Origin of the sequence: Brachybacterium sp. AOP29-B2-41 (assembly GCF_052378395.1) — a bacterium.
Classification (GTDB): Bacteria; Actinomycetota; Actinomycetes; order Actinomycetales; family Dermabacteraceae; genus Brachybacterium.
Genome location: NZ_JBQSXR010000008.1, coordinates 83380 through 107577 on the forward strand (window position 1 = coordinate 83380; position 24198 = coordinate 107577).

A 24198-nucleotide genomic window follows, 5' to 3' on the forward strand; every position below is an offset into this window, starting at 1 on the left:
CTCGAACGCTCCCAGAACCACCAGCCGGTGACCCGTGACCCCATGCCCAGCGACCCCGTGACCAGCACCCCTACGTCCGGCACCCGCCTGCTCGATACCGTCCTGATCGCCAACCGCGGCGAGATCGCGATGCGGATCCTGCGCACCGTGCACGCCCTGGGCCTTGCCGCGATCGCCGTCCACACCGACGAGGACTCCGGTGCCGCCCACGTCGCCGCCGCCGACAGTGCGGTGCGGATCAGCTCCTATCTCGACGGTGAAGAGATCATCGCCGCGGCGCTCGCCACCGGCGCCCGGGCGATCCACCCCGGCTACGGCTTCCTCTCCGAACGGGCCGACTTCGCCCGCGCCTGCGAGCAGGCCGGGATCGTGTTCGTCGGACCCTCCGCCGCCGCGATCGAGACCATGGGCGACAAGATCTCCGCCCGCGCCGCGGTCACCGCCCGCGGAGTGCCGGTCGTGCCGGGACTCGCCGCCCCGGGGCTGGACGATGCCGCACTGCTCGCCGGCGCCGCGGAGGTCGGCTTCCCGCTGCTGGTCAAGCCCGCAGCCGGCGGCGGAGGGAAGGGCATGCACCGGGTCGCCGCCGCACAGGAGCTGCCCGCCGCGCTCGCCGCCGCCCGCCGGGAGGCCGCAGGCGCCTTCGGCGACGACACCCTCTTCCTCGAACGCTGGATCACCGCACCGAAGCACATCGAGGTGCAGATCCTCGCCGACACCCACGGAAACGTGATCCACCTGGGGGAGCGGGAATGCTCCCTGCAGCGCCGCCACCAGAAGGTCATCGAGGAGGCGCCCAGCCCCTCCCTCACCCCTGACCAGCGTGCACAGTTCGGTCGCGTCGCCGTCGAAGCCGCCTGCGCTGTGGACTATGTGGGCGCCGGGACCGTCGAGTTCATCGTCGATGGCACGGCGCCCGATGCCCCGTTCTTCCTTGAGATGAACACCCGCCTCCAGGTCGAGCACGCTGTCACCGAGGCGATCACCGGGATCGACCTGGTCGCCGAGCAGCTCCGGATCGCGAGCGGCGAACGGCTCTCGCTGGTCCAGGAGGACGTGCACCTCGAGGGCCACGCGATCGAGGCCCGTCTCTACGCCGAGGATCCCGTCGCCGGGTTCCTGCCCACCGGCGGGACCGTGCTCGCCCTCGCCCTGCCAGAGGGTGCGCGCGTGGACCACGCCCTGGCTGTCGGCGCCACCATCTCCAGCAGCTACGACCCGATGCTCGCCAAGGTCATCACCCACGCCCCCACCCGCGCCGACGCGCTCGCAGCGCTGGACCGGGCGCTCGAACAGACGCACCTGCTGGGAGTGGTCACCAACACCGCCTTCCTCCGTGCGCTGCTCGCCCTCGACGAGGTGAAAAGCGGTGACATGGACACCGGCCTGATCGAGCGCCGCCTCGATGAGCTCACCCCGCCCGCGGTCAGCGCCCGCGCGCTCGCCGTCGCGGCGCTGGTGCGCTGGGAGCAGGTGGCACGCTCCCGTCCGCGCGGCCTCTGGCATGCGCCGTCGGGCTGGCGGCTCGGGGCACCAGCACCCTTCGTGGTCCGCTTCGCGGCGGCTGACGGGGTGGGCGGAGCCGACGGGGCCGGCGGAGTGGGAAGCGGCGGTGCGGCCGACGGCACGGGCGCTGACCACGGAGCTGTTCCCGCCGACGATGGCCTGGTGGTGGTCGCACTGACCGGCTTGCCGGAGCAGGCCCAGGCGACGGTGGGAGAGCAGCAGTTCGCTCTCGCGCTCCATGCGGGAGCTGTCACCGTGGACGGCATCCGTCTGCCGCTGCTCCACCACGGCACGGACTCGTCGGTGTGGATCGGCCTGCCGGGCGAGGACCGCGAGCTGAGCCTGCACCGTCCCGTACGGGGCGCAGCAGGGCGGGACGCAGCACCGACTCTCGCCTCGCCGATGCCGGGCACCGTGACGATGGTGCTGGTGGCCGACGGGGACCACGTCGACGCCGGCGACCCGGTGCTGGTGGTCGAGGCGATGAAGATGGAGCACACCCTCAGCGCGCCGAGCTCCGGCACCGTGCACCTGCAGGTCAGCGCCGGAGACCGGGTGGCCCGCGGCGAGGAGGTCGCGCAGGTGGTGCCCGGGGAAGAGGGCCCCGAGGCAGACGGCCCCGAGGCAGAGGGCCCCGAGGCAGAAGGCCGGGAGTCCGATGGCCCCAAGTTCGAGCGACCCGGGACCGAGGGCCCCCATCACGTCGACCAGGAGGCCCGCCCATGACCGATCACGTGCCCGACCCCGTGCCTGATGCGCCGCGCATCGTGCAGCGCGGCCTCTATGCCGAGGAGCTGCAGATCGGGGCGATCTACGAGCACCGCCCCGGCCGCACCCTCACCGAGGCGGACAACGTCCTGTTCTCCACCATGACCATGAACCCGCAGGCCCTCCACCTCGACGCCGCCTGGAGCGAGACCACCGAGTTCGGGCAGCGGCTGGTCAACTCGATGCTCACCCTCGCCACCGTCGTCGGGGCGTCCGTCGCCCAGCTCACCCAGGGCACCTTGGTGGCGAACCTCGGCTTCGGCGAGATCAGCTTCCCCCGCCCCCTGCACCACGGCGACACCTTGTACAGCGAGACGCAGGTGCTCGCCGTGCGGCCCTCGAACTCGCGGCCCGGGCAGGCCGTGGTCTCCCTCGTCCACACCGGACGCAACCAGCACGGCGAGGTCGTGGTCCGCGCCGAGCGCACCACACTCCTGCACGCCAGCGCCTCAGCGCACGCCGCACCCCAGAAGCACGGCCAGGAGGATTCATGAACACCAGGACCCACGAGCACCTCTCGCCGCGCAGCCGCACCACCTGCCGCGAGCGACACGGCGCGAGCGGCGGGCACGACGCCGAGGACCACGAGCTCCTGCCGCTCGGCCCCTCCCTGCTGTTCTGCCCCGGGGACCGCCCGGACCGCTTCGCGAAGGCCGCTGACCGCGCCGACGCCGTGATCCTCGACCTCGAGGACGCCGTCGCCCCGGAGCACAAAGCCGCCGCCCGCGCCGCCGTCGCCGCTCACGGTCTGGATCCGGCGCGCACCATCATCCGGGTCAACGCTCCCGGGGAGTCGGACTTCTCCGCCGACCTGCTTGCTCTCGCCCCGCTGCGGCCGCGCTGGGTGATGCTGCCCAAGGCCAGCAGCCTCGCCGAGGTGGACCGACTCGTCGGCGCCCTGCCCGGGGTGAAGGTGCTGGTCCTGTGCGAGACAGCCCGCGGGATCCTCGCCGCGCCGACGCTCGCCGCCCACCCGGACGTGGTCGCGCTGATGTGGGGCGGGGAGGATCTCATCGCCTCCCTCGGTGGCACCTCCTCCCGCCACCCCGGCGGCAGCTACCGCGATGTGGTCCGCCATGCCCGCTCCAGCGTGCTGCTGGCCGCCCGGGCGCACGGCCGCAGCGCCATCGACGCCATCCACACCGACCTCGCCGACGAGGACGGACTGCGGGCGGAGGCCGAGGACGCCGCTGCCAGCGGGTTCACCGCCAGCGCCTGCATCCACCCCGACCAGGCCGCGATCATCCGCGGCGCCTACGCACCGAGCGAGGAGCAGGCGACCTGGGCTCGCGGGGTGCTGGCCGCCGCCGACCGGCACGGCAGCGGGGTGTTCGAGCACGAGGGCCACATGGTCGACGGCCCGATCCTGCGCCACGCCCGCACGCTGGCCACCCGCGGCCTCGCCAGCTCACTGAACCCGCACCCCTCCGACCCCTCATGAGAACCGCCTGATACGCACCCCCTGATACGCACCCCCTGATACGCACCGACGCGTCATGAGCACCGCCGCCCCGCAGAAGGAGACCCCTGTGAGCACCACCCCCACACCCCCGCCCGGCACCGACATGCTGAGCGAGGAGCACCAGCGCCTGGCCGCGCAGGTGCGCGACTTCGCCGACGAGGTCGTCGCCCCGGCCAGCTATGAGTACGACACCAAGCGGGAGCTGCCGATGGGGATCATCGCCCAGATGGGAGAGCTCGGGCTGTTCGGCCTGCCGATCCCGCGCGAGTACGGCGGGCAGGGCAAGGACTACATGTCCCTCTGCGTCGCCGTGGAGCAGCTGGCCCGGGTGGATCAGTCGATCGCCGTGACCCTCGAGGCGGGCCTGGGCCTCGGTGCGATGCCGATCCTCACCTTCGGCACCACCGCCCAGAAGGAGCGCCACCTGCCGGCGCTGGCCCGCGGCCAGGAGCTCGCCGCCTTCGGGCTCACCGAGGCAGAGGCCGGCTCCGACGCCGGCGGCACCCGCACCACCGCGAGGCTCGAGGGCGGTCAGTGGGTGATCGACGGGACCAAGCAGTTCATCACCAACTCCGGCACCCCCATCACCTCACTGGTCACGGTCACCGCCGTCACCGGTCAGCGCCAGCGCGCCGACGGACGCACCACCCCGGAGCTGACCAGCATCATCGTCCCCACCGACACCCCAGGATTCACCGCCCTGCCGAGCTACGACAAGATGGGCTGGCACACCTCTGACACCCACCCGCTGCTGCTCGAGAACGTGCGCGTGCCCGAGGAGAATCTGCTGGGGGAGCGAGGCCGCGGTTTCGCGAACTTCCTCGCGATCCTGGACCAGGGCCGGGTCGCGCTCGCCGCGCTGTGCGTCGGCGCCGCCCAGGGCTGCCTCGAGCAGGCGGTGGAGTACGCCAAGCGGCGCGTGGTCTTCGACAAGCCGCTCGGCGACAACCAGCACATCGCCTTCACGATCGCCCGTATGCAGGCCCGGGTCTCCGGCGCCCGCGCCCTCATGCATGAGGCCGCCCGCCGCCTCGATGCCGGGATGCCCTTCAGCCAGGAAGCCTCGCTCGCCAAGCTCGTGAGCAGCGAAGCCGCGGTCGCCAACGCCCGCGATGCCTGTCAGATCTGGGGAGGCAACGGCTTCCTCAACGAGAACGTCGTCGCCCGCCACTACCGCGACTCCCGCGTGCTCGAAGTCGGTGAGGGCTCCACCGAGGTGCAGCTGGCGATCATCGCCAAGCACCTGGGGTTCGACAAGGCGCTCGTGGGGTGAGCGGCTGGCGTGAATGGACCTCCGCTGCAGCCAACTTCCTATAGGGTGACTTGGAAGGTGCGTCCGATCCCCTGGCACGACGGGGGCGCGGACCCAGGGAAAAAGAAGGAGTGCCGAGATGGCTGTGCGACGACAGGTGCTCCGTGCCGAGGTCGAGGAGCTGATCCTCCAGCGACTGCTCGAATCGAGGTGGGCACCGGGGTCGCGGCTGAGCATCGACGGGCTTGCCCGTGATCTCGAGGTCTCGCCGACGCCCGTGCGCGAGGCGATGGTCTCGCTTGAGCGCTCCGGGCTGGTCGAGTACGTGGCGCTGCGCGGGTACGTCGTCGCCCCGCCGCTGGATGCCGAGCACATAACAGAGCTGCTGGATGCGCGGAAGGTCGTGGAGTCCGCCGCACTCGGCCGCGCCTTCCGCGATCAGGACGCACTGCTCGTCGACCTCGACGAGGCCCACCGCCGCCACACGGAGGTGCTCTCCCGCATCGACGGGACCAGCTCGGAGGACTACGCACTCCTCAATGAGCACTTCCGTGCCGACTGGGCGTTCCATCAGACCTTCTTCACCCACGCCGAGAACCGCTACCTGCGCTCGATGGTGGAGAACCTCAGCACCTACACCCATCGGATGCGGCAGACCTGGTCCGGTGGCCCCGAGACCTTCGACGGCCATACCGCCCTTCTCGAGCACGGGCTGATCCTCGAGAAGGTCCGGCAGCACAATCATGACGGCGCCCTGCTGGCGCTCACGGCCCACCTCGACGGGGTCCTCGCCCGGTCGCTCACCGGTGTCGAGGAGCGCTCGAGGAACGGGGCGGGCTAGTCGCGCCGAACGTCTGGCTCAGCGGTCGGTGAACGGGTCGTCGGGACCTTCGCCGAAGCGGGCCCGGAGGAACTCGGAGTGCACGTCCAGGGACCGGGTCACGCCCGTGACCAGGGTGTTCTCGACCCTGTCGATGCCCTCGCCGAGCACTGTCAGCTGTTCGTCGATGCTGTCGAGGTTCGCGACCGCCTGGTCCCGCGCCCCCTCGGTGGTGGTGGGGGAGAGGAAGCCGACGGTGTTCTCCAGGGCGTCCACCAGCTCGGGGATGTAGCGGTCAGCCATCCCCTCCAGCAACATCACGTCAGCATCCGAGGCGCGCCTGGACTGCAGCGAGGCCGAGCCCAGCAAGGCGTCGATCCGCAGCAGCAGCGACTCGGTGCGGTGAAGGATCGTGCGCACGGCAGGACTGGGAGCCCGCCGCCGGAGGCGCTGGAGGCGCCGACGCTGAGAGCGTGAGTCCTTCACGATCTTCTCGAGTGTCGCGCGGGTAGCTGCCGGGATCTCTCCGACCGTGGCCCGATTCAGGCGGACTGCCTGCGGTGCGCGATTGCGCAGCAGCAGCCCCGTCCCGCCGCCGACGACCAGGGCGACACCGAGCCCGGCGATCAGCGGGGTGAGGAGCCCCGCGCCACCGATCAGGCTGCTGACGCCGAGCAGGAGGAAGCTGCCGATCCCCATTCCGCCGCCGAGCACCGAGGGCACACCGACGGTGAGCCAGCGGCCGCGACGGCGCGGTACCGAGACCGCCTTCGAGTACGGGGAGTGGATCTTGCCCTCGAGCGGACCCTGGCCCGGGCGTGCACCCGCACCGGGTCCGGGCCGTCGACCGGGGGAACCGTTCCAGCCATTGCCCATGTTCCGCGATGCCCCGACGCCAGGCCGCGAGGGAGCGCTGGCGCGGCGGGCCGAGTGATCTCTGGGCAGGTGATTGTGAGCATTCATGGCACCCACCAGGCTAGCGCGGGCCGCCGAGAGGGGGCTGGGGGATATCCCCCGAGCTGAGTGAGCGGGCGCTCGTCGGCCCGGGGCAGCGTCACGTCGCAGTGCCGCGGCCCCGCGTCATTGTGCCGCGCGCGCGTGCGCCTCCGCGATGCGCAGCAGCTCCAGATAACCCTCGAGGTTCCAGGCCGTGCGGCCCACGAACAGGCCGGTCACGTGCTCGATGCCGAGGAGACTGGCGGCGTTGTCGAGGTTGACCGAGCCGCCGTACAGCAGGCCGGTGACCTTGCCGCTGTAGACCTCGCCGAGGGCGGCGAAGGGGGCGACGAGCTCCTCCACGGTGGCCGGTCGGCCCTTCTCGCCGATCGCCCAGATCGGCTCGTAGGCGATCACCACCCGGGAGAGCTCCTCCTCGCTGAGCCCCTCGAGGGCGCCGCGCGCCTGGTCGAGGATGAACTCGCTCGAGCCTCCGGCGTCCTTCACCTCGGCGCTCTCCCCGATGCACAGCAGCGGGGTCAGCCCGTGGCGAAGTGCCGTGGCGACCTTGAGACGCGTGGTCTCGACGGTCTCGCCGAAGTGCTCGCGCCTCTCGGAGTGGCCGATCTCGACGATCTGCGCACCGGCGTCCTTGGCCTGCGGGACGGAGACCTCACCGGTCCACGCACCCTCATCCTCCCAGTGGGCGTTCTGCACACCGAGCAGGACAGGGGAGTCCTCGCCGAGAATGCCGGCCACTGCGGTGGTCGCCGTGAAGGAGGGGATCACGAAGGGCTGCACCCCGGCCGGTGCTGTACCGTCCAGGCGGTCCCGCAGGCCGGTCGTCCAGGCACCGCCCTCGGCGAGGGTCTTGGTCATCTTCCAGCTGGTGCCCACCCACAGAGCGCTCGTCACGGGTCAGGCCTGCTCGAGGGAGCCGTCGTACGCGCAGATCGCGTCGACCTTCGCGGCGGAGGACGAGGTGGGGTCGAACTCGAGGTCTAGCCACACCTTGATCAGCTCCTTCGCGAGTTCGAGGCCGATCACGCGCTGCCCCATGCACAGCACCTGGGCATTGTTGGAGAGCACGGAGCGCTGCACGGAGTAGAGGTCGTGTGCGGTGACCGCGCGGACACCGGAGACCTTGTTCGCGGCGATCGCGACGCCGAGTCCCGTGCCGCAGATCAGCAGCGCCCGATCCGCGTCGCCGGCGGCGACCTTCTCCGCTGCGGCGACTGCGACGTTCGGGTAGTAGGTGCCGTCCTCCGCGCTGCCCACGCCGACGTCGAAGACCGACTCGACACGGTCATCGGCCTCGAGCAGGGCCTTGAACTCTTCCTTGTATCCGTAGCCGGCATTGTCGCCGCCGACGATGATCTTCAGTGCCATAGGGCTCTCCTTGGTCGTGGTGGTTCTGGTGATGCGTGGTGCGGGTGATGAACCCAGGATCGCAGGTCAGGAGAGGTGCTGCCCGAGTTCCTTCATCAGGATCGAGAAGGAGATCGCGCCGGGGTCGGGCGTGCCGATCGACTTCTCGCCGAGCACGCGCGAGCGGCCCAGCGCGGCGGTGATCTCCGCAGTCGCATCGGCCGCGTCGCGGGCCACGACGGCGCCGGCGAGGATCGCCTCGGCGGCGTTGTCCCCGGTGAAGGCCTCGGCCATCGTGGTGCGGAACGGGGCAGCGGCATCGACCATGGTCTTGTCGCCCACCTGGGCGCCGCCCAGGCGCTGGATCGCGTCGATCCCGGCGTCGATCGCCTCCACGACGCTGCGCGGCTGGCTGCCGGCCTGATCGTCCAAGATGCTTGCGGCGGCGATGAGTGCCGCGCCCCAGAGCGCGCCGGAGGTGCCTCCGGCGGACTCCGACCAGGCGTCCCCGGCGCGGACCAGCAGGGTGCGAGCCCCGGCGCCAGCCTCAAGCGCAGTCTTCGCGGCGGCCGCTGCGCCCTTGGTGCCGTAGGCCATGCCCTGGCCGTGGTCGCCGTCGCCGGCGATCGCGTCGATCCGGCCCAGCTCGGCCTCTTCGCGGAGGCAGACCGCCTCGAACAGGTCCAGCACGCCGGCGATTTGCTGCGCGACGGCGCGGGACTCCTCGCTTGAGGCGGGGGTCTCGTCGGCCCCGGGCTTCCAGAACTCGGTGCGGCGGGGACGCTCGACCTGCGGCATCGCGCCGCGGTGGAAGGCGGGGGTGTCCACGGGGGCGAGCCAGTGCTGCTCGAGCTCCTCGTCGAGGAACACCAGGGTGAGAGACACTCCGGCCATGTCGAGGCTGGTGATCAGCTCGCCCACCTCGGGCCGCACCGGCGTGATGCCGGCGGCCTCGAGCAGCTCCGCGACCTTCGCATAGACGATGAATAGCTCCTCGTACTTCACGGTGCCCAGACCGTTCACGAGCACCGCGGCCCGGCCCTGGTAGCCGCCCTCGACGCGCTCCGGCTGCTCGGCCAGGACACCTTCGACCAGCAGGGTCGCGATCTCGTCGGCCGTGCCGATCGGCTCGTCGCGCACGCCGGGCTCGCCGTGGATGCCCAGGCCCACGCCCATCTGGCCGTCCTCGACGTGGAACAGTGCGTCCTCCGCACCGGGGAGGGTGGGGCCGTCGAAGGCGACGCCGAAGGAGCGGGTCGCGTCGTTCGCCTTCACGGCGATGCGCTCGGCCTCGTCGAGATCGGCGCCAGCCTCGATCGCGGCGCCCGCGATCTTGAACACCGGCAGGTCGCCGGCGATGCCGCGGCGGTCGCGATGGTTCTCGGGGGTGTTGGAGACGATGTCGTCGCTGACCTTGATGATCCGCACGTCGATGCCTTCGGCGCGCAGCTTCTCCGCCGCGCCGCCGAAGTGCAGCACGTCCCCGGCGTAGTTGCCGAAGCCCAGGATCACGCCGCCGCCGTTCTCGGCGTTGCGTGCCACCGAGTAGACCTGCGAGGTCGAGGGCGAGGCGAAGACGTTGCCGCAGGGGGCGCCGTGGCCCATGCCCGGGCCCACCCAGCCGGCGAAGGCGGGGTAGTGGCCGGAGCCGCCGCCGATCACCAGGGCAGGCTGGCCCTTCGGGGTCTCGGTCGGGCGCACCACGCCGCCGTGCACGACGGAGACATGGTCGGGGTGAGCTGCGGCGAGACCTGCGACCGCCTCGGTCGCGAAGGCGGCAGGATCGTTGAAGAGGTACGTCATCGTGTTTTCCTCCGGAGGCTGCCGCGGGGGACCGACGGCGGGTGGTCATGGGTGGTCCTGGTGCGCGAGGAGGCGCGGCCAATTCTGATCCTATAGGAATTTTCTTGCGGCGGAGAGTGCCTTTCGAGACCAACAGGATGCGCACAAAAACTGCGGCCAAGACCAGCACGGATTTCGGCCATCGAGTGTCCTCGGCCTCTGTGTCGCCCCCAGCGGAGGTAGGCGACGATGATTGCCAACATGCGTCGTGCTGAGTTCCCTTCGACGAATCGAGGTACCGAGGAACGCACAGGGGCGACGTGTTCAGACAATCGGAGGCGCGAGGGATGACCAGGTCGGCGGCTCCAGCGCGGGATCCCTCTCGCGGCCCGAGCGGCGGGCGCTCGGGCGGGCGTACCCTTCCGTCAGTCGCAGGTGCGGGGTAGGCGCATCGGAGGACTCGAAGATCGTTTGACTTCCCACTCCCGACGCATATGATGATCGCAGATCCTATTTGATATAGTCTTGGATCGAAGGAGCGGCGCTGGCCCTCCTCCCGCCCCGGGACCGACGACGGAAGAGGACAACGATGCCCGCCACCGCCCCCCGTATTGCCCTGACCTTCGGTGACTTCTCGGGCATCGGCCCAGAACTCGCCGTGCGCCTGCTGGCCGAGCCCGGCAACCTTGACAAGGCTCAGGTCCTCGCCCTGGTCTCCCAGGAGGAGTTCGACCGAGCCTGCGATGCAGCCGGGGTCACTGTCCCGACGGCCGATGAGCCGAGCATCGGTGCTGTGCATCTCGTCGGTTCGTCCCGTCAGGACATCGCGGTGCCAAGCGCCACGATCTCTGTCGATGCCGGAATGCGGGTGATGCAGGATCTTGAAAAGGCGTTGACGATGTTCAAGGAGGGGCAAGTCGACTCGATAATGTTCCTCCCGCTGAACAAGACGTCGCTCCACCTGGCGGGGATGAACGAAGAGGACGAACTCCGTTGGTTCGCCAAGGAGCTCGGCTTCGATGGCTTCACCAGCGAACTGAACTTCGTACCGGGGCTGACCACTTCTCGGGTCACCTCGCACATCCCGATCTCCGAGGTCGCACACCACATCAGCGCAGGCAGGGTTCGACAGGCCATCAAGCTCCTGCACCGAGTTGTACTCGGTGCCGGGGTGGAGAAGCCTCGTATCGCCGTGGCTGCGCTCAACCCGCACGCCGGCGAGAACGGCCAGTTCGGGCGCGAAGAGATCGACCACATTGCCCCGGGCGTGGAGCTCGCTCGCGAGGTGGACGGGATCGACGTCAAGGGTCCGTACCCGAGCGACACCCTGTTCATCAAGGCTCGCGACGGCGAATTCGATGGGGTGGTCACGATGTATCACGACCAAGGCCAGATCGCGGTAAAGCTCCTGGGCTTCGACAAGGGCGTGACCGTTCAGGGCGGGCTGCCGGTGCCGATCGCGACCCCGGCCCACGGCACCGCTTACGAGATCGTCGGCCTGAACAAGGCGCATCTCGGCCCCAGTCAGCGCGCCTTCGACATCTCCGTGGGCCTCGGCATCCAGACCGCCGAGTCCCGCTCCGCCTGACGCTTCCCGGATCGATGGCAGGCGCTTGCGCGCCGCCATCCGGGACGGGGCTGGTCCGACGCGAACCGTATGACGGCACGGCTCCCCAAGGTGAGGGCGAAGTCGTTGCCCGATCGACACCCTTTTCGCCGCATGAATCCAATAGGATCCACGGTAACCTGACACCTGTGGCCGCCGTATTGAGGCCGCGACCCAAGTGGTCGGCCATGAATGGCCGACCGTCTCAACGAGGAGATCTTCATGAAGCGACGTTCACTGGTCACTGCCGGTGCCCTGGGCACTCTCGGCCTGACCCTGGCCGCCTGCTCAGATGGGAACGGCAGCAACGGCACGAACGCCGATGGCGAGTTCAACCCCGGCAATCGCGTCACGATGATCGTGCCGTTTTCCGCTGGTGGTGGCTCCGACATCGCGGGCCGCGCGATCGCCGCCGGTCTTGAAGAGGTCACTGGCTCCACCATCACGGTCGAGAATCGAGTGGGCGGCTCGGGTGCCGTGGGCTACTCGGGCCTTATGAACGCCGAAGGAGACGGCTCTGTACTGCTGGCCTCAGAGACTGCGCTCATCACCCTGCCGATCGTGCAGGATGTGGACTTCACGTATGAGTCTTTCACTCCGATCATGAAGGCTGGCGAGGACTTCAATATCGTCGTCGTCGCCGCCGATTCCCCGTTCCAGTCGATCAGCGACGTGATCGAGGCCGCGAAGACGGAGCAGCTCACCGCGGCCGTCTCTGGCTCGACCGGTCCTGACCACATTGCCTGGAGCCTCATCGAACAGGAGCAGGACATCACCCTGGAACGGGTGACCTTCGAGTCCAGCTCCGAGGTGCTCGCAGCAGTGATGGGCGGCCACGTCCAGGTCGCAGCCTCCAGCCCCGGAGAGCTCATTGGCCAGCTCGAATCGGGTGATGTCCGTGCTCTGTGCGCATTGGCGCCCGAGCGCTACGAATATGAGCTGCTCGCGGACATCCCCACCGGCGCCGAGGAGGGCGTGAACGTCACGTTCGCCCAGTGGCGCGGGTTCATCGCCCCTGCCGGTATCGACGACGCCGCGCGGGAGTACTGGATCGAGAAGGCCAAGGAGTACGAGCAGAGCACGGCCTACGCCGAGTTCATCGAGTCGAACATGCTTCAGCCGGCTACCTCGTATGGCGACGACTTCGTCGCCTACCTCAAGGAATACTCGGCCGACGTCGAGTCCGTGCTCGGAAGCTGACAGGAGAGAGATGACTGAGTCCATGCTCGAGACGCCGAGAGAGCGCACGATGCCGAAGGCCAGCGACGTCGTCGGCACCGGCCTCCTCGCGCTGCTGGGCCTCGTGGCGGTGATCCTGGGGCTCGGATACGGCTTCATCGGTGATAACGATCAGATCGGACCGGGCTTCATGCCGGTCGTGACCGGTGCGTTCATCCTGTTGGCCTCGCTGGCCGAGATCGGTCGTCTGTTCCTCGCTCAAACGGGTCAGCCGACGGCGGGTCTCGGAGCGGTTGCCGAAGAGCTCGCTGCCGAGGCCGCTGCGGCGCAGACCGAGGCGCATGCGGAGCTCGGCGACACCGGGGAGGAGCGCGACACGTTCGGCCGTACTGCGAAGCAACGCAGCCGCACCGTCCCGCTGATCTTCGCGATCCTTCTGGCGGCCATACTGCTCACCCAGGTGATCGGGATGCTGCTCTCCCTGACGCTGATGATGTTCTCCATCGTCGTCTTCGTCGAGAAGAAACCATTGGTCCCGGCACTGCTGGTGTCCGGCGCGGTGCTGGTCGTGGCGTACCTGATCTTCGTCCAGATGCTCGGGGTTCCATTGCCCCAGGGCATGCTCGGAATTCTGTGAGAGGCCCCCGATGATCGACAATCTGATGCTCGGGCTCGAGACTGCGGTCAGCCCCGAGAACCTCCTGTGGTGCGCCGTCGGCGTGGTGCTGGGAACCCTGATCGGTCTGATGCCCGGTCTCGGCTCTGCGACCGGCGTTGCCATCCTGCTGCCGGTGACTCTGACCATGGAGCCGGTGACGGCCCTGATCATGCTGGCCGGTATTTACTACGGCAGCCAGTACGGCGCCTCGACGAGCTCAATCCTGATCTCCACCCCTGGCGACTCATCCTCCGTGGTGCTCACCCTTGACGGTTACCAGATGGCCCGCAATGGCCGGGCCGGTGCTGCGCTGGCAATCTCCGCGATCTCCTCCTTCATCGCGGCGATCATCTCGTTGATGGTCCTGCTCGCGCTCGCGGCTCCCGTCGCCTCCTGGGCGCTGAATTTTGGCCCGCCGGAGACGCTCGCGATCATCATGCTGGGAATGGCGACTATCGTCACCTTCGCGGGCGAGAACATGCTTCGCGGAATCATCATGGCCGCCGTGGGCCTCCTGCTGTCGATGGTCGGCATCGCCTCGGGCTTCACGACCGCCCGGTTCACCTTCGACAGCGTCAATCTGCTCAGCGGACTCGAGTTCGTCGCGGTCATGATCGGCATCTTTGCCCTGGGCGAGGTGCTGCACCAGATCCGACGCGGCGGCGAGAAGCCGATCCGCGCAAGCTTCCGCGACCTGCTGCTGAAGAAGGATGAGGCCAAGCGGATCCCCGGCCCGGCGCTGCGTGGCACCGTGCTCGGTACGGCTCTGGGGGTCCTGCCCGGGGCCGGCGCGACTTTGGCGTCGTTCATGTCGTACGGCCTCGAAGGGCGGGTCGGGAAGCATCGCAAGAAGCTGGGCACGGGCACTGTAGAAGGCGTCGCAGCCCCCGAGGCCGCCAACAACGCGGCGGCGAATGCGAGCTTCATCCCTACGCTGGCGCTGGGCATCCCCGGTTCGGGGACCACCGCCATCCTGTTGGGGGCCTTCGTGATCTTCGGCCTGCAGCCTGGGCCGATGCTTTTCGAGCAGCAGCCGGCTCTTGTGTGGGGTCTGTTGGTCTCCTTCTTCTTCGGAAACCTTCTGTTGCTTTTGCTCAACTTGCCGCTGGCACCGGTCTTTGCCCAGGTTCTGCGAATCCCCTACAGCTACCTGTATCCGATCATCCTCGTGCTCAGCTTGGTGGGTGCCTACGCGGTGGGCAACAACCTGTTCGCCGTATGGGTGGTGTTCTTCGCCGGCGTGATGGGCTACTTCATGAAGCGCTACGACTTCCCGGCCGCGCCACTGGTGCTGGGCCTGGTTCTCGGGCCGATGCTGGAGCGCACCCTGGTCCAGACCTCCGCGATGGGCCACGGCAATCTGCTGATCGTCTTCGAGCGGCCACTGTCTGCGATCTTCATGGTCGTCGCAATCCTGGCCTTCATCGGTCCCCCGATCCTCACCGCCCTCAAGGGCCGCCGCGCGCGGGCTCGAGAGGCGGAGACGTCGGTCTCCATGTGACCGCCGGGCCCCGGGGGGGGCGCCGCGGCGGCGGCGGGCGCCCCCCCCCCCACAACCACACCACGGTCGAACACCCCCCCCCCCCCCCCCCCGCCCCCCCACCCCCCCCCCCCGCCCCGCCCCGCCCGCGCCCCACCGCCGGCCCCCCCGTCCCCCATGCGCCCCCCGGCCCCCCCGCCCCCCTTCCCCGCCCCCCGGGCCCCACCGCGAGATCCGATCCTCAGTGATCAGACCCCCTGCCACCCACGTTGAAGGAATCCCTATGTACACCGCAGAGAACTGGCCGATCGGTGCCAACATGCTCTCGTTCGGCAGCAGGACCTCGGACGGCACCCCCACCCTGGAGGCCTCCTCCTCGGTCTGGGCCTCCCAGCTGCGCCAGGTCAAGGAGCTCGGCGTCGACCAGGTCGACCCCACCGACGCCTGGCTGCCGATGGCCAAGCTCAGCGACGAGCGCGTCGAGGAGTTCCGCCGGGTGCTGGACGGTGAGGGCATGTCGTTATCCTCCATCTCCATGACCCGCAACTCGGTCGTTGATGTCGAGAACGGCGAGCAGAACGTGGCCGACGCGCTGCGGTTCATCGAGCTCGCCCCGAGCTTCGACGTGAGCGTGGTCAACACCGGCTTCATGCAGGCCACCACCGAAGCGCAGAACAAGGCGATCTGGTTCTGGCTGGAGGACGGCCACGTGGACGATCCCGCGCTGCGAGACCTGGCTATCGAGCGCATCCGCACCCTCGGCGACGCCGCGAAGGCTCAGGGCATCCAGGTCAGCCTCGAAATGTACGAGGACACTTATGTCGGCACCGCCGACGACGCCGTCGGCTTCGTCACCGACGTGGACCACGAGGCCGTGGGCCTGAACCCCGACATCGGCAACCTGGTGCGCCTGCACCGCGAGGTCGAGCCCTGGCAGGACATGTTCGAGAAGGTCCTGCCGCACTCGAACTTCTGGCACATCAAGAACTACACCCGCGACGTCGATCCCGCCACCGGCGCGTACTCCTCGGCCCCGATGCCGCTGAAGTACGGTTACATCAACTACCGCCAGGTGATTCGTCGCGCTCTCGAACTCGGCTTCACCGGCGCTTTCTGCTGCGAGCACTACGGCTCCGACTCACTTGCTGTCATCGCGGAGAACGTGCACTACATCCGCCAGATCCTCACCTCCGCTCTCGATGAGACCGGAGTCTGAGGAAAGCACTATCCTCGGGTAGACATCTTGAAGTCGTGGCCTGGCCAGCAAAGGCGCCGCAGGGTCGTCACGGCGCCCTCGCATTCGATGGCGCACCTCTCGGACGAAAGAGTTCACCTCATGACCATTTCCACCGTGACGATCGTCGGCGCCGGCTACATGGGCGGCGGCATCGCTCAGGTCCTCGCCATGGCCGGCTTCGAGGTGACCATCGCCGATGTCGACGTCGAGGTCGCCAACACGTCCCTCGCGCGCCTCCAGAAGGAAGCCCGCGACTTCGAGGAGCAGGGCCTCTACGCCCCCGGCTCCGCAGATCTGGTGGCGAAGAACATCTCCGCCGGCAAGACCATCGAAGAAGCGGTCGCCGACGTCGACTTCATCGAGGAGGCGGTGTTCGAGCGGATCGACGTCAAGCGCGAGGTGCTCGGGAAGATCTCCGAGCACGCCCGCCCCGACGCGATCATCGGCACGAACACCTCGACCATCCCGGTCAAGGAGCTCGAGAGCGCCGTGAAGCACCCCGAGCGGTTCCTCACCGTCCACTTCTCCAACCCCGCCCCCTTCATCCCGGGCGTCGAGCTCGTGGCCGGGCAGGCCACCACCCCCGAGGTCGTCGCCGCGGTCAAGGAGCTGCTGAAGAAGTCCGGCAACCAGGGCGCCCAGGTCGCGGACACCCCCGGCATGGTCCTGAACCGCCTGCAGTACGCGCTGCTGAAGGAGGCCACCTCCGTGGTCGAGGAGGGCGTCGCCACCGCAGAGGACGTCGACACCATCGTGCGCACCACCTTCGGCTTCCGGCTGGGCTTCTTCGGACCCTTCGCGATCGTCGACCAGGCCGGTGCGGACGTCTACGCGAACTCCTTCGTCACCTTCGAGAACGCCTTCGGCGACCGCCTGTCCACCCCCAAGATCCTCGCCGACGCCGTCGCAGCGGACCGCAAGGGCGTCAAGAACGGCAAGGGCCTGCTCGGCGACTACGACGAGGCCACCGCCGCGGAGCTGGTCGCCTACCGCAACAAGGCCTACGCCAAGATGTCCCAGCTCCTCGTAGAGCTCGGCCCGGCACCTCAGGCCACCCCTGAGAAGGACTGACCCCCACATCTCCCCGCTCGTCTCGGGGTCGTAACGCCGCGAGTCCGCCCGTCATTTGCAGATCCCTGTGGATTAGCTCGTTCTCGCGGAGCGGTCGGTCTGGCTGCTACTGACGATCCCGGCCAGCCGAGTTCTGACCAGGACTCCGCCACCGAGGCCGCCCCGACCGGTGCCTGGCGCCCGCGATTACGGCCCGCGACTTCGGCGCGATCGTCGCATGACCTGCGTCTGACAGGGAGAGGGCCGGTGCGCAGCTGCACACCGGCCCTCACCTGCACCCGCTCCGCTCCTGCACCTCGGAAGAAGGCCCTTGTGACCGTCACCGCGTCCTCCCCTCGCCGTCTGCTGATCCTCGACGATGACCCCACCGGCTCGCAGTGCGTGGCCGGCATCGATGTCGCCTTCGACGAGGATCCGGCGATCCCGGTCCAGGTGCTCGCCGAACCCGGCAGCGCCTGCTTCGTGCTGACCAACACCCGCGCCCTGGACGAGAGCGCGGCCACGGCGATGAACCGCCGGATCGTCGGGGGAGTGCTCGACGGCGGGATCCCCGCGCGGGGCCTGCATGTGGTCTCCCGCTCCGACTCGACCCTGCGCGGGCACGTGATCGCCGAACCCGTCGCGATCGCCGACGAGCTCGCCGCCCACGGCGTCGAGGTTGACGCCTTCGTGCTGTGCCCGGCGATGATCGAGGCCGGCCGCTTCACCGAGGACGACATCCACTACGCCACGGTCGACGGGCAGGCGGTCGAGGTCGCCCGGACCGACTTCGCCCGGGACGCGACCTTCGGATTCACCCGCTCGAACCTGCGCGAGTTCCTCGCGGAGCGCTCCGGCGGCACGATCGAGGCGGCGGCCGTGCTCAGCATCTCGCTCGAGGACATCCGCACCGGCGGCCCCGCCCGGGTGCGCGAGATCCTCGCCGGCGCCCGCGAGCGGGCCTGGGTGGTCGTCAACGCCACCGAATACTCCGACATGGAGGTCGTCGCAGGCGCGATCGCCGCGCTCGAGGCCGAGGGCCGCAGCTTCGTCACCCGCTGCGCGCCGTCCTTCGTGCGCCCGCTGACCGGCCAGACCGGCGCCCGGGTGGTCGACGCCGAGGCGATCACCATCCCTGCCGGGCGACTGGACCACGGCCTGGTCGTCGTCGGCTCGCATGTAGGGCTGACCACCACCCAGCTGCGGGCCGTGCAGGAGCGCGGCACGCTGGTCGAGGTCGAGATCGACGTGCCCGCTGTCCTGGACGAGCGGCGCGAGCAGCACCTCACCGACCTCGCGGAGACGGTGCGCGAGAGCCTCACCCGCAGCGACTGCGTGCTCTACACCAGCCGTGACCTGGTGCGCACCGACGACCCCGCCGAGTCCCTCGCGATCGCCCGCAGCGTCTCGGACGCCGTGGTCGAGATCGTCCAGCGGGTGCGCACCGCCCGCCCCGCCTGGGTCGTCGCCAAGGGCGGGATCACCTCCCACGAAGTCGCCGCCAGCGGCCTCGGGATCCGCCGCGCCCGGGTCGAGGGCCAGTTCTGGGCCGGGCAGGTCTCGCTGTTCGCCGCCGAGGAAGCCCCCGAGGAGGTCCTCGGGATGCCGTACGTCGTCTTCCCCGGCAATGTGGGCGGGGCGCAGGCCCTGGCCGACGTGGTCGACACCCTCACCGCCGCCGTCGCGGCCCGCTGACCGTCAGTCCTGCGCTCGCCGGCCCTATCGGATCCCGCCCCGCGCCATCGCTGCCGTCGCAGCCCGCCCGCCCACCTGTCTCGCCGTTCCACCCTGAGGAGCACCCCATGACCACCTCTGACGCTGCCGCCCACGCCTCCGTCGCCTGGATCGGGCTCGGCGCCATCGGCACCCCGATGGCCCGCACCGCCGCCGCGGCCGGCTTCCCCGTCACCGCCTTCGACCTGAACCCCGCCGCCCGCGAGGCCGTGGCCGACGTCGCCACCCCCGCCACCTCCGCCCGCGAGGCCGCACAGGGCGCCGACGTCGTGGTCGTCATGGTCGCGACCCCCGCACAGCTGGACTCCGTGCTCGTCGGCGAGGGCGGCATCGCGGACGTCCTCACCGACGCCACGACGCTGCTGATCATGTCGACCGTCGGTCCCGCCGCGATCGAGCAGACCCTCACGACGCTCGAGGGCATCTCCTCCCACGTGGTCGATGCCCCCGTCTCCGGCGGCGCCGCCCGCGCCGCGACCGGCGACCTGCTGGTGATGGTCGGCGGCGCCGACGCGGATGTCGCAGCAGTGCGCGCCCTGCTGGACGCCCTCGCCTCGAACGCCCCCGTGGTGGGAACGAAACCCGGCGACGGCCAACGCTTCAAGATCGTCAACCAGCTGCTGTGCGGCGTGCACATCGCCGCAGCCGGTGAGGCGCTCGCGCTCGCCGACTCGATGGGCCTGGACCTGGAACAGGTCCACGAGGTCCTCGGCACCGGCGCCGCGGCGTCCTTCATGTTCGCCGACCGCGGCCAGCGCATGGTCGACGGAGCCTTCGACGACGTCCGCTCCGCGCTGACCATCTTCGTCAAGGACATGGGCCTGGTCGCCGAGGCGGCACAGGAGGTCGGCCAGGACGTCCCGCTCGCGACGTCGGCCCAGGGGATCTACCAGCGCGGCAGCGAGCTCGGCTGGGATAGGCGCGACGACTCGATCGTGTACGAGGTGCTGCGCGGCCGGACGGACTGACCGCGTCGCCCGTCTGTTTCCGCACGTCGCTTCACGAGCCGCACCGTCCGTGATGTCATGACGGCACGACGACCGAGGAGAGCTCACCGTGGATGATGCCGAGGCGCGGGACGACGACGGGCAGTCAGAAGAGCCGCCGCAGAGCTCATCGAGGGACAACGTCGTGGGCCAGACTCTCGTGCTCGGCATGTTCATCGGTGCCGCCGTGGGCATGCTCGTCGGCCTGATCCTGTTCGACAGCCCCGGCATCAGCATGAGCCTCGGCATGGGGCTCGGCCTCATCATCGGTGTGGTCGTCGGCTCCTGGAGGGCTGGGCGGCAGGGCCGCGAGGGAGGGCCCGACGAAAGTTGACCCTGGGTCCTCCATCCGGTGGTTCCACCTGCGCGTTGGCCCTTGATGGCATGGTGGACCGACGAGCAAGGAGGCACGCCATGGTGAAGAACGACGTAGATCCGGTCCGCGAGCCCGCCGCAGAGAACACGGAGAACACACCGCCGACGCCGGTGACCAGGGGCGGAACCCTCGCCATCTGGATCATCCTGTGCACGCTGGTCGGCGCTGCCGTCGGCACGCTCATCGGGTCGGTCCTGCCTGGGGACTTCCCCTACGGAAGCGCGATCGGGATCGGCGTAGGTGTGGCGCTCGGCGCTGCGATCGGATCGCGCCGCGCGGATGCGAAGGACCGAGAGCTCGAACGCCGCTCGCAGGGGAGTGACACGCCCACCGATCTCTGATGCCATGGAGTTCCGATGCACGCAGGAGGGCGAGATGACACACGACCGCGATGACGAAACCCCCGGGACTCACACCCCGGAGACCCTGAAGGCGATGCGCAGCAGGGTCGTAGGCCAGGGGGTCGCTGTGGGCATGAGTCTGGGCCTCGCCTTCGGTGCGCTCATCGGTCTGCTCTTCTTCGAGAACGTCGTGTTCGGGGTGCCGATCGGCATCGGCCTCGGCATCGCGATCGGCGCGGTGGTCGGGAAGCGTCGGGCGGATTCAAAGGAAAGGGAGATCGCACGCCGTGCGTCGGAGGAGCCCGACGAGCAGTGACCGATCACGGTCAGCTGCGCGTGCGCACCCCGGTCACGCCGCCGTCGATCGACAGCAGCACACCCACGGTGGAGCGGTTGCGCGGAGAGGCGAGGTAGCAGTGCGCCTCGGCGACCTCGTCGGGCGAGACCAGGCGCCCGTGCGGCTGCCGGGCCTCGAGGGCGGCCCGCTCGGCGATTGGGTCGTCGGCCGCATCCAGCAGGCGCCCCACCCAGGGCGTGTCCGCAGTGCCGGGGAGCACGGCGTTGACCCGGATCCCCTCGCCGACCAGGTCCGCGGCCATCGCGAGGGTCATCGACTGCACGGCGCCCTTCGTGGCGGAGTAGAGCACCCGCTGCGGCAGGCCGACGGCGGAGGCGATCGAGGCGGTGTTCACGATCGCGGCGTGCTCGGAATCGCGCAGATGCGGGAGCGCCGCGCGGACCACGCGCGCCACCGAGGTGACGTTGACGTCCAGCACCCGCGCCCATTCGGCATCGTCGTTCGCGGCGACATCGCCCTGGGCGCCGATCCCGGCGTTGTTGATCACGATGTCGAGGCCCCCGAGCTGTGCGGCCGCGCTGCTCACCGCGTCCTCGACGCTCGCAGTGTCCGCGACATCGCAGTGCAGGGCGAGGGTGCCGTCGGGGGCGCCCTCGGGGTGGAGGTCGAGCACGGCCACCTGCGCACCACGGGCCATCAGCGCCGTCGCGGTGGCGGCGCCGATCCCGGAGGCGCCGCCGGTGACGAGGGCGCGCAGGTCCGAGAACTCCCCGCCCGAGAGCCCGCCGGGCGGGAGTGGCCCTCGCGAGGGCTCCCCCTGCGGTGAGTCCGGGGCGGTCTCGTACGGCGGGGCGGGGGTATGGGACACGGGGGCTCCTCAGGAGGGCGGGATGGCAACGCTGCGAAGTCATCCTAACTCTGCGGGGCCGATCCGCGTCCAGGGGCACGCTCTGCCTGCCTTTTACGGTCCGCTTGAGGGGGGTGGGTTGATTCCGCCCCGACAGACATAGGATGATAGGTGTGGTCGTCGAGGTCCGGGCTCTCGTCGGCGTCGATCCGGTCCGTGCCCGATCTCGAATGGAGTGTCCGTGGAACTGCGACGTCTCGGCCCGGTGGGCCAGGAGAAGCCGGCTGTCGTCTCCGAGGGGGTGACCTACCGGCTCGCGTCGCTGACCGGGGACATCGACGGTGACTTCCTCGCAGCGGGCGGCATCGACCGCGTGCGGCAGGCGCTCGCCGCTGGGGAGCTGCCGGTCTGGGAGGATGCCGCGAACGAGCGGATCGGTGCTCCGATCGCGCGGCCGATGGCGGTGCTGTGTATCGGCCAGAACTACGCCGCGCATGCCGCGGAGTCCGGGGCCGAGCCGCCCACGGCGCCGATCCTGTTCCACAAGCACCCCAACACCGTCGTCGGCCCGCATGATGAGGTCGAGATCCCGCCGGGTGCGCAGAAGGTCGACTGGGAGGTGGAGCTGGGCGTGGTGATCGGCGCCGAGGCCGCCTACCTGCCCGATGAGCAGTCCGCGCTCGAGGTGATCGCCGGCTACGTCACCAGCCATGACCTCTCCGAGCGGGACTTTCAGCTCGCCGAGTCCGGCGGCCAGTGGTCCAAGGGCAAGAACTCCCGCGGCTTCAACCCGCTGGGCCCGGCACTGATCCCGGCCGGCGACGTCGACCCGCAGGCCCTGCGGCTGTGGTCCGCGGTGAACGGCAAGCCCCGCCAGGACTCGACCACCGCGGACATGATCTTCTCCGTCGCCCAGATCATCCAGCACCTCTCGCAGTACATGGTGCTCTCCCCCGGGGACCTCATCAACACCGGCACCCCGCAGGGCGTCGCCCTCTCCGGGCGCTTCCCGTACCTGCAGGCCGGAGACGTGGCCGAGGTGGGCATCGACGGGCTCGGGGTACAGCGCACCCGCTTCGTCCCCGCACGCACCACCCCTGCCGGCCCCACCCCGGCCGCCACTCCGGCCGACGCCACCCCGCAGGGAGAGACCCGATGAGCACCTTCACCGCGCTGGATGTCCGCGACGTCCGCTTCCCCACCAGCCGCAGCCTCGACGGCTCGGACGCGATGAACCCGGACCCGGACTACTCCGCCGCCTACCTCACCCTGCGCACCGACGCACCCGATGAGGGCACGGCGCTGGTGTTCACCATCGGCCGCGGCAACGACGTGCAGAGCGCCGCGATCTCCGTGCTGGCCCCGCACCTGGTGGGCCGGGACGTCGAGGAGGTCCTCGCCGATCTCGGCGGGATCTACCGCGAGCTCACCCATGACTCGCAGTTGCGCTGGCTGGGCCCCGAGAAGGGCGTGATGACGATGGCGATCGGCGCCGTGGTCAATGCTCTGTGGGACCTGCGCGCCCGACGTGAAGGTCGGCCCCTGTGGCTCACCCTCGCCTCGCTCAGCCCTGAGGAGCTGCTGGACCTGGTGGACCTGGGGTACCTCGAGGATGCGCTCAGCCGCGAGGAGGCGCTGGAGATCCTGCGCCGCGGCGCCGAGGGCAAGGAGCAGCGCATCGCTGCGCTGCGCGAGGGGGGCGTGCCCGCCTACACCACCACCCCCGGCTGGCTCGGCTACAGCGACGAGAAGCTCACCCGTCTGCTGGGCGAGGCCCGTGAGGCAGGCTTCGAGATGGTCAAGCTCAAGGTCGGGGCCGACGCCGCCGATGACGAGCGCCGGATGCGGATCGCCCGCGAGGTGATGGGTCCCGGCTTCCCGATCGCGGTGGACGCGAACCAGCGCTGGGACACCGCCGAGGCGATCGAGGCGATCCAGGCCCTTTCCCCTCACGACCCGTACTGGATCGAGGAACCCACCAATCCTGACGACATCCTCGCCCACGCCGCGATCCGCCAGGCCGTGCACCCGGTGCGGATCGCGACCGGTGAACAGGGCGCCAGCCGGGTGCTGTTCAAACAGCTGCTGCAGGCACGTGCCCTCGACGTGCTGCAGGCCGACGCCACCCGCGTCGCCGGCGTCAACGAGAACATCGCGATCCTGCTGCTCGCCGCCAAGTTCGGGGTGCCGGTGTGCCCCCATGCCGGAGGGGTGGGGCTGTGCGAGATGGTCCAGCACCTGGCGTTCCTGGACGCAGTAGCGATCGCGGGGGACGATGAGCGCCGACGCATCGAATTCGTGGACCACCTCCACGAGCACTTCGAGGTGCCGGTGCGGATTCGGAACGGCTCGTACATGCCGCCCGAGCAGCCCGGCAATGGGGCCCGCATGCACGCGGAGTCCATCGCCGAGCACGCCTTCCCGGATGGTCCCGTCTGGGCGGGGGAGCAGGCCGCGCCTGCCTCAGCTCCCGCCCCTGCTCTGCGCTGACCTCAGCCCAGCCCCCGCTCCA

The 24198-nt window shown here is 69.7% G+C and carries 23 protein-coding genes; 18 read left to right on the top strand and 5 right to left on the bottom strand.

The features are described 5' to 3' along the window. Positions 1-42: 42 nt before the first annotated feature. The 5 genes from ACT3T9_RS09610 to ACT3T9_RS09630 all read left to right on the top strand — a co-directional run bounded on the left by ACT3T9_RS09610 (position 43) and on the right by ACT3T9_RS09630 (position 5829). Positions 43-2232 carry an acetyl/propionyl/methylcrotonyl-CoA carboxylase subunit alpha gene (locus tag ACT3T9_RS09610; protein ID WP_444606525.1) on the top strand — a complete coding sequence of 730 codons (2190 nt, stop codon included), beginning with the start codon at positions 43-45 and terminating at the stop codon, positions 2230-2232. Beyond that, positions 2229-2768, top strand: a complete 540-nt coding sequence (locus tag ACT3T9_RS09615) for a MaoC family dehydratase (protein WP_345075956.1) — start codon at positions 2229-2231, stop codon at positions 2766-2768. The genes ACT3T9_RS09610 and ACT3T9_RS09615 overlap by 4 nt, the downstream gene beginning before the upstream one ends. Next, on the top strand, positions 2765-3715 hold the full coding sequence (locus ACT3T9_RS09620; RefSeq protein WP_444606448.1) for an HpcH/HpaI aldolase/citrate lyase family protein: 951 nt from the start codon (positions 2765-2767) through the stop codon (positions 3713-3715). The genes ACT3T9_RS09615 and ACT3T9_RS09620 overlap by 4 nt, the downstream gene beginning before the upstream one ends. Before the next feature lie 124 nt (positions 3716-3839). After that, complete coding sequence (locus tag ACT3T9_RS09625) at positions 3840-5009, top strand: acyl-CoA dehydrogenase family protein (protein ID WP_444606526.1); 1170 nt, start codon at positions 3840-3842, stop codon at positions 5007-5009. 118 nt (positions 5010-5127) lie between these two features. Next, the gene (locus ACT3T9_RS09630; protein ID WP_444606449.1) at positions 5128-5829 is read left to right on the top strand and encodes a GntR family transcriptional regulator; all 702 of its coding nucleotides are present in this window, start codon (positions 5128-5130) and stop codon (positions 5827-5829) included. An 18-nt stretch (positions 5830-5847) separates the two neighbouring features. On the opposite strand, the gene ACT3T9_RS09635 is transcribed toward ACT3T9_RS09630, so the two are convergent. The 4 genes from ACT3T9_RS09635 to ACT3T9_RS09650 all read right to left on the bottom strand — a co-directional run bounded on the left by ACT3T9_RS09635 (position 5848) and on the right by ACT3T9_RS09650 (position 9915). After that, positions 5848-6771 carry a hypothetical protein gene (locus ACT3T9_RS09635; RefSeq protein ID WP_444606450.1) on the bottom strand — a complete coding sequence of 308 codons (924 nt, stop codon included), beginning with the start codon at positions 6769-6771 and terminating at the stop codon, positions 5848-5850. A 117-nt stretch (positions 6772-6888) separates the two neighbouring features. Then, complete coding sequence (locus tag ACT3T9_RS09640; protein WP_444606451.1) at positions 6889-7659, bottom strand: triose-phosphate isomerase; 771 nt, start codon at positions 7657-7659, stop codon at positions 6889-6891. Positions 7660-7662: 3 nt separating this feature from the next. Then, on the bottom strand, positions 7663-8133 hold the full coding sequence (locus tag ACT3T9_RS09645; RefSeq protein ID WP_444606452.1) for a ribose-5-phosphate isomerase: 471 nt from the start codon (positions 8131-8133) through the stop codon (positions 7663-7665). A 66-nt stretch (positions 8134-8199) separates the two neighbouring features. Beyond that, entirely contained in the window at positions 8200-9915 is a 1716-nt protein-coding gene (locus tag ACT3T9_RS09650) for a dihydroxyacetone kinase family protein (RefSeq protein WP_444606453.1), read from the bottom strand. A 568-nt stretch (positions 9916-10483) separates the two neighbouring features. Here ACT3T9_RS09650 and ACT3T9_RS09655 point away from each other — a divergent pair. From ACT3T9_RS09655 to ACT3T9_RS09705, 11 genes are all read left to right on the top strand, one after another. Further along, a complete protein-coding gene (locus tag ACT3T9_RS09655; RefSeq protein WP_444606454.1) occupies positions 10484-11482 on the top strand; it encodes a 4-hydroxythreonine-4-phosphate dehydrogenase PdxA in 999 nt (332 codons plus the stop codon). A 240-nt stretch (positions 11483-11722) separates the two neighbouring features. Then, complete coding sequence (locus ACT3T9_RS09660; RefSeq protein ID WP_444606455.1) at positions 11723-12700, top strand: Bug family tripartite tricarboxylate transporter substrate binding protein; 978 nt, start codon at positions 11723-11725, stop codon at positions 12698-12700. Positions 12701-12710: 10 nt separating this feature from the next. Further along, on the top strand, positions 12711-13316 hold the full coding sequence (locus ACT3T9_RS09665) for a tripartite tricarboxylate transporter TctB family protein (protein ID WP_444606456.1): 606 nt from the start codon (positions 12711-12713) through the stop codon (positions 13314-13316). Positions 13317-13341: 25 nt separating this feature from the next. Further along, positions 13342-14838 carry a tripartite tricarboxylate transporter permease gene (locus ACT3T9_RS09670; RefSeq protein WP_444606527.1) on the top strand — a complete coding sequence of 499 codons (1497 nt, stop codon included), beginning with the start codon at positions 13342-13344 and terminating at the stop codon, positions 14836-14838. A 262-nt stretch (positions 14839-15100) separates the two neighbouring features. Beyond that, entirely contained in the window at positions 15101-16033 is a 933-nt protein-coding gene (locus ACT3T9_RS09675; protein ID WP_444606457.1) for a sugar phosphate isomerase/epimerase family protein, read from the top strand. A gap of 120 nt (positions 16034-16153) precedes the next feature. After that, a complete protein-coding gene (locus tag ACT3T9_RS09680) occupies positions 16154-17125 on the top strand; it encodes a 3-hydroxyacyl-CoA dehydrogenase family protein (RefSeq protein ID WP_444606458.1) in 972 nt (323 codons plus the stop codon). Between the two features lie 312 nt (positions 17126-17437). Beyond that, entirely contained in the window at positions 17438-18799 is a 1362-nt protein-coding gene (locus ACT3T9_RS09685) for a four-carbon acid sugar kinase family protein (protein WP_444606459.1), read from the top strand. Between the two features lie 107 nt (positions 18800-18906). Further along, positions 18907-19806, top strand: a complete 900-nt coding sequence (locus tag ACT3T9_RS09690; protein ID WP_444606460.1) for an NAD(P)-dependent oxidoreductase — start codon at positions 18907-18909, stop codon at positions 19804-19806. An 88-nt stretch (positions 19807-19894) separates the two neighbouring features. Next, entirely contained in the window at positions 19895-20158 is a 264-nt protein-coding gene (locus ACT3T9_RS09695) for a hypothetical protein (RefSeq protein ID WP_444601317.1), read from the top strand. An 80-nt stretch (positions 20159-20238) separates the two neighbouring features. Then, entirely contained in the window at positions 20239-20541 is a 303-nt protein-coding gene (locus tag ACT3T9_RS09700; protein WP_444601316.1) for a glycine zipper 2TM domain-containing protein, read from the top strand. Positions 20542-20575: 34 nt separating this feature from the next. Then, positions 20576-20857 (top strand): hypothetical protein, encoded by a 282-nt coding sequence (locus ACT3T9_RS09705; protein WP_444606461.1) that lies wholly within the window; start codon positions 20576-20578, stop codon positions 20855-20857. A 10-nt stretch (positions 20858-20867) separates the two neighbouring features. On the opposite strand, the gene ACT3T9_RS09710 is transcribed toward ACT3T9_RS09705, so the two are convergent. Beyond that, the gene (locus tag ACT3T9_RS09710; RefSeq protein WP_444606528.1) at positions 20868-21596 is read right to left on the bottom strand and encodes an SDR family NAD(P)-dependent oxidoreductase; all 729 of its coding nucleotides are present in this window, start codon (positions 21594-21596) and stop codon (positions 20868-20870) included. A 331-nt stretch (positions 21597-21927) separates the two neighbouring features. Between ACT3T9_RS09710 and ACT3T9_RS09715 the strand changes: the two genes are divergently transcribed. After that, complete coding sequence (locus ACT3T9_RS09715) at positions 21928-22845, top strand: fumarylacetoacetate hydrolase family protein (RefSeq protein ID WP_444606462.1); 918 nt, start codon at positions 21928-21930, stop codon at positions 22843-22845. Continuing rightward, entirely contained in the window at positions 22842-24176 is a 1335-nt protein-coding gene (locus tag ACT3T9_RS09720; protein ID WP_444606463.1) for an enolase C-terminal domain-like protein, read from the top strand. The genes ACT3T9_RS09715 and ACT3T9_RS09720 overlap by 4 nt, the downstream gene beginning before the upstream one ends. Positions 24177-24198 lie beyond the last annotated feature (22 nt).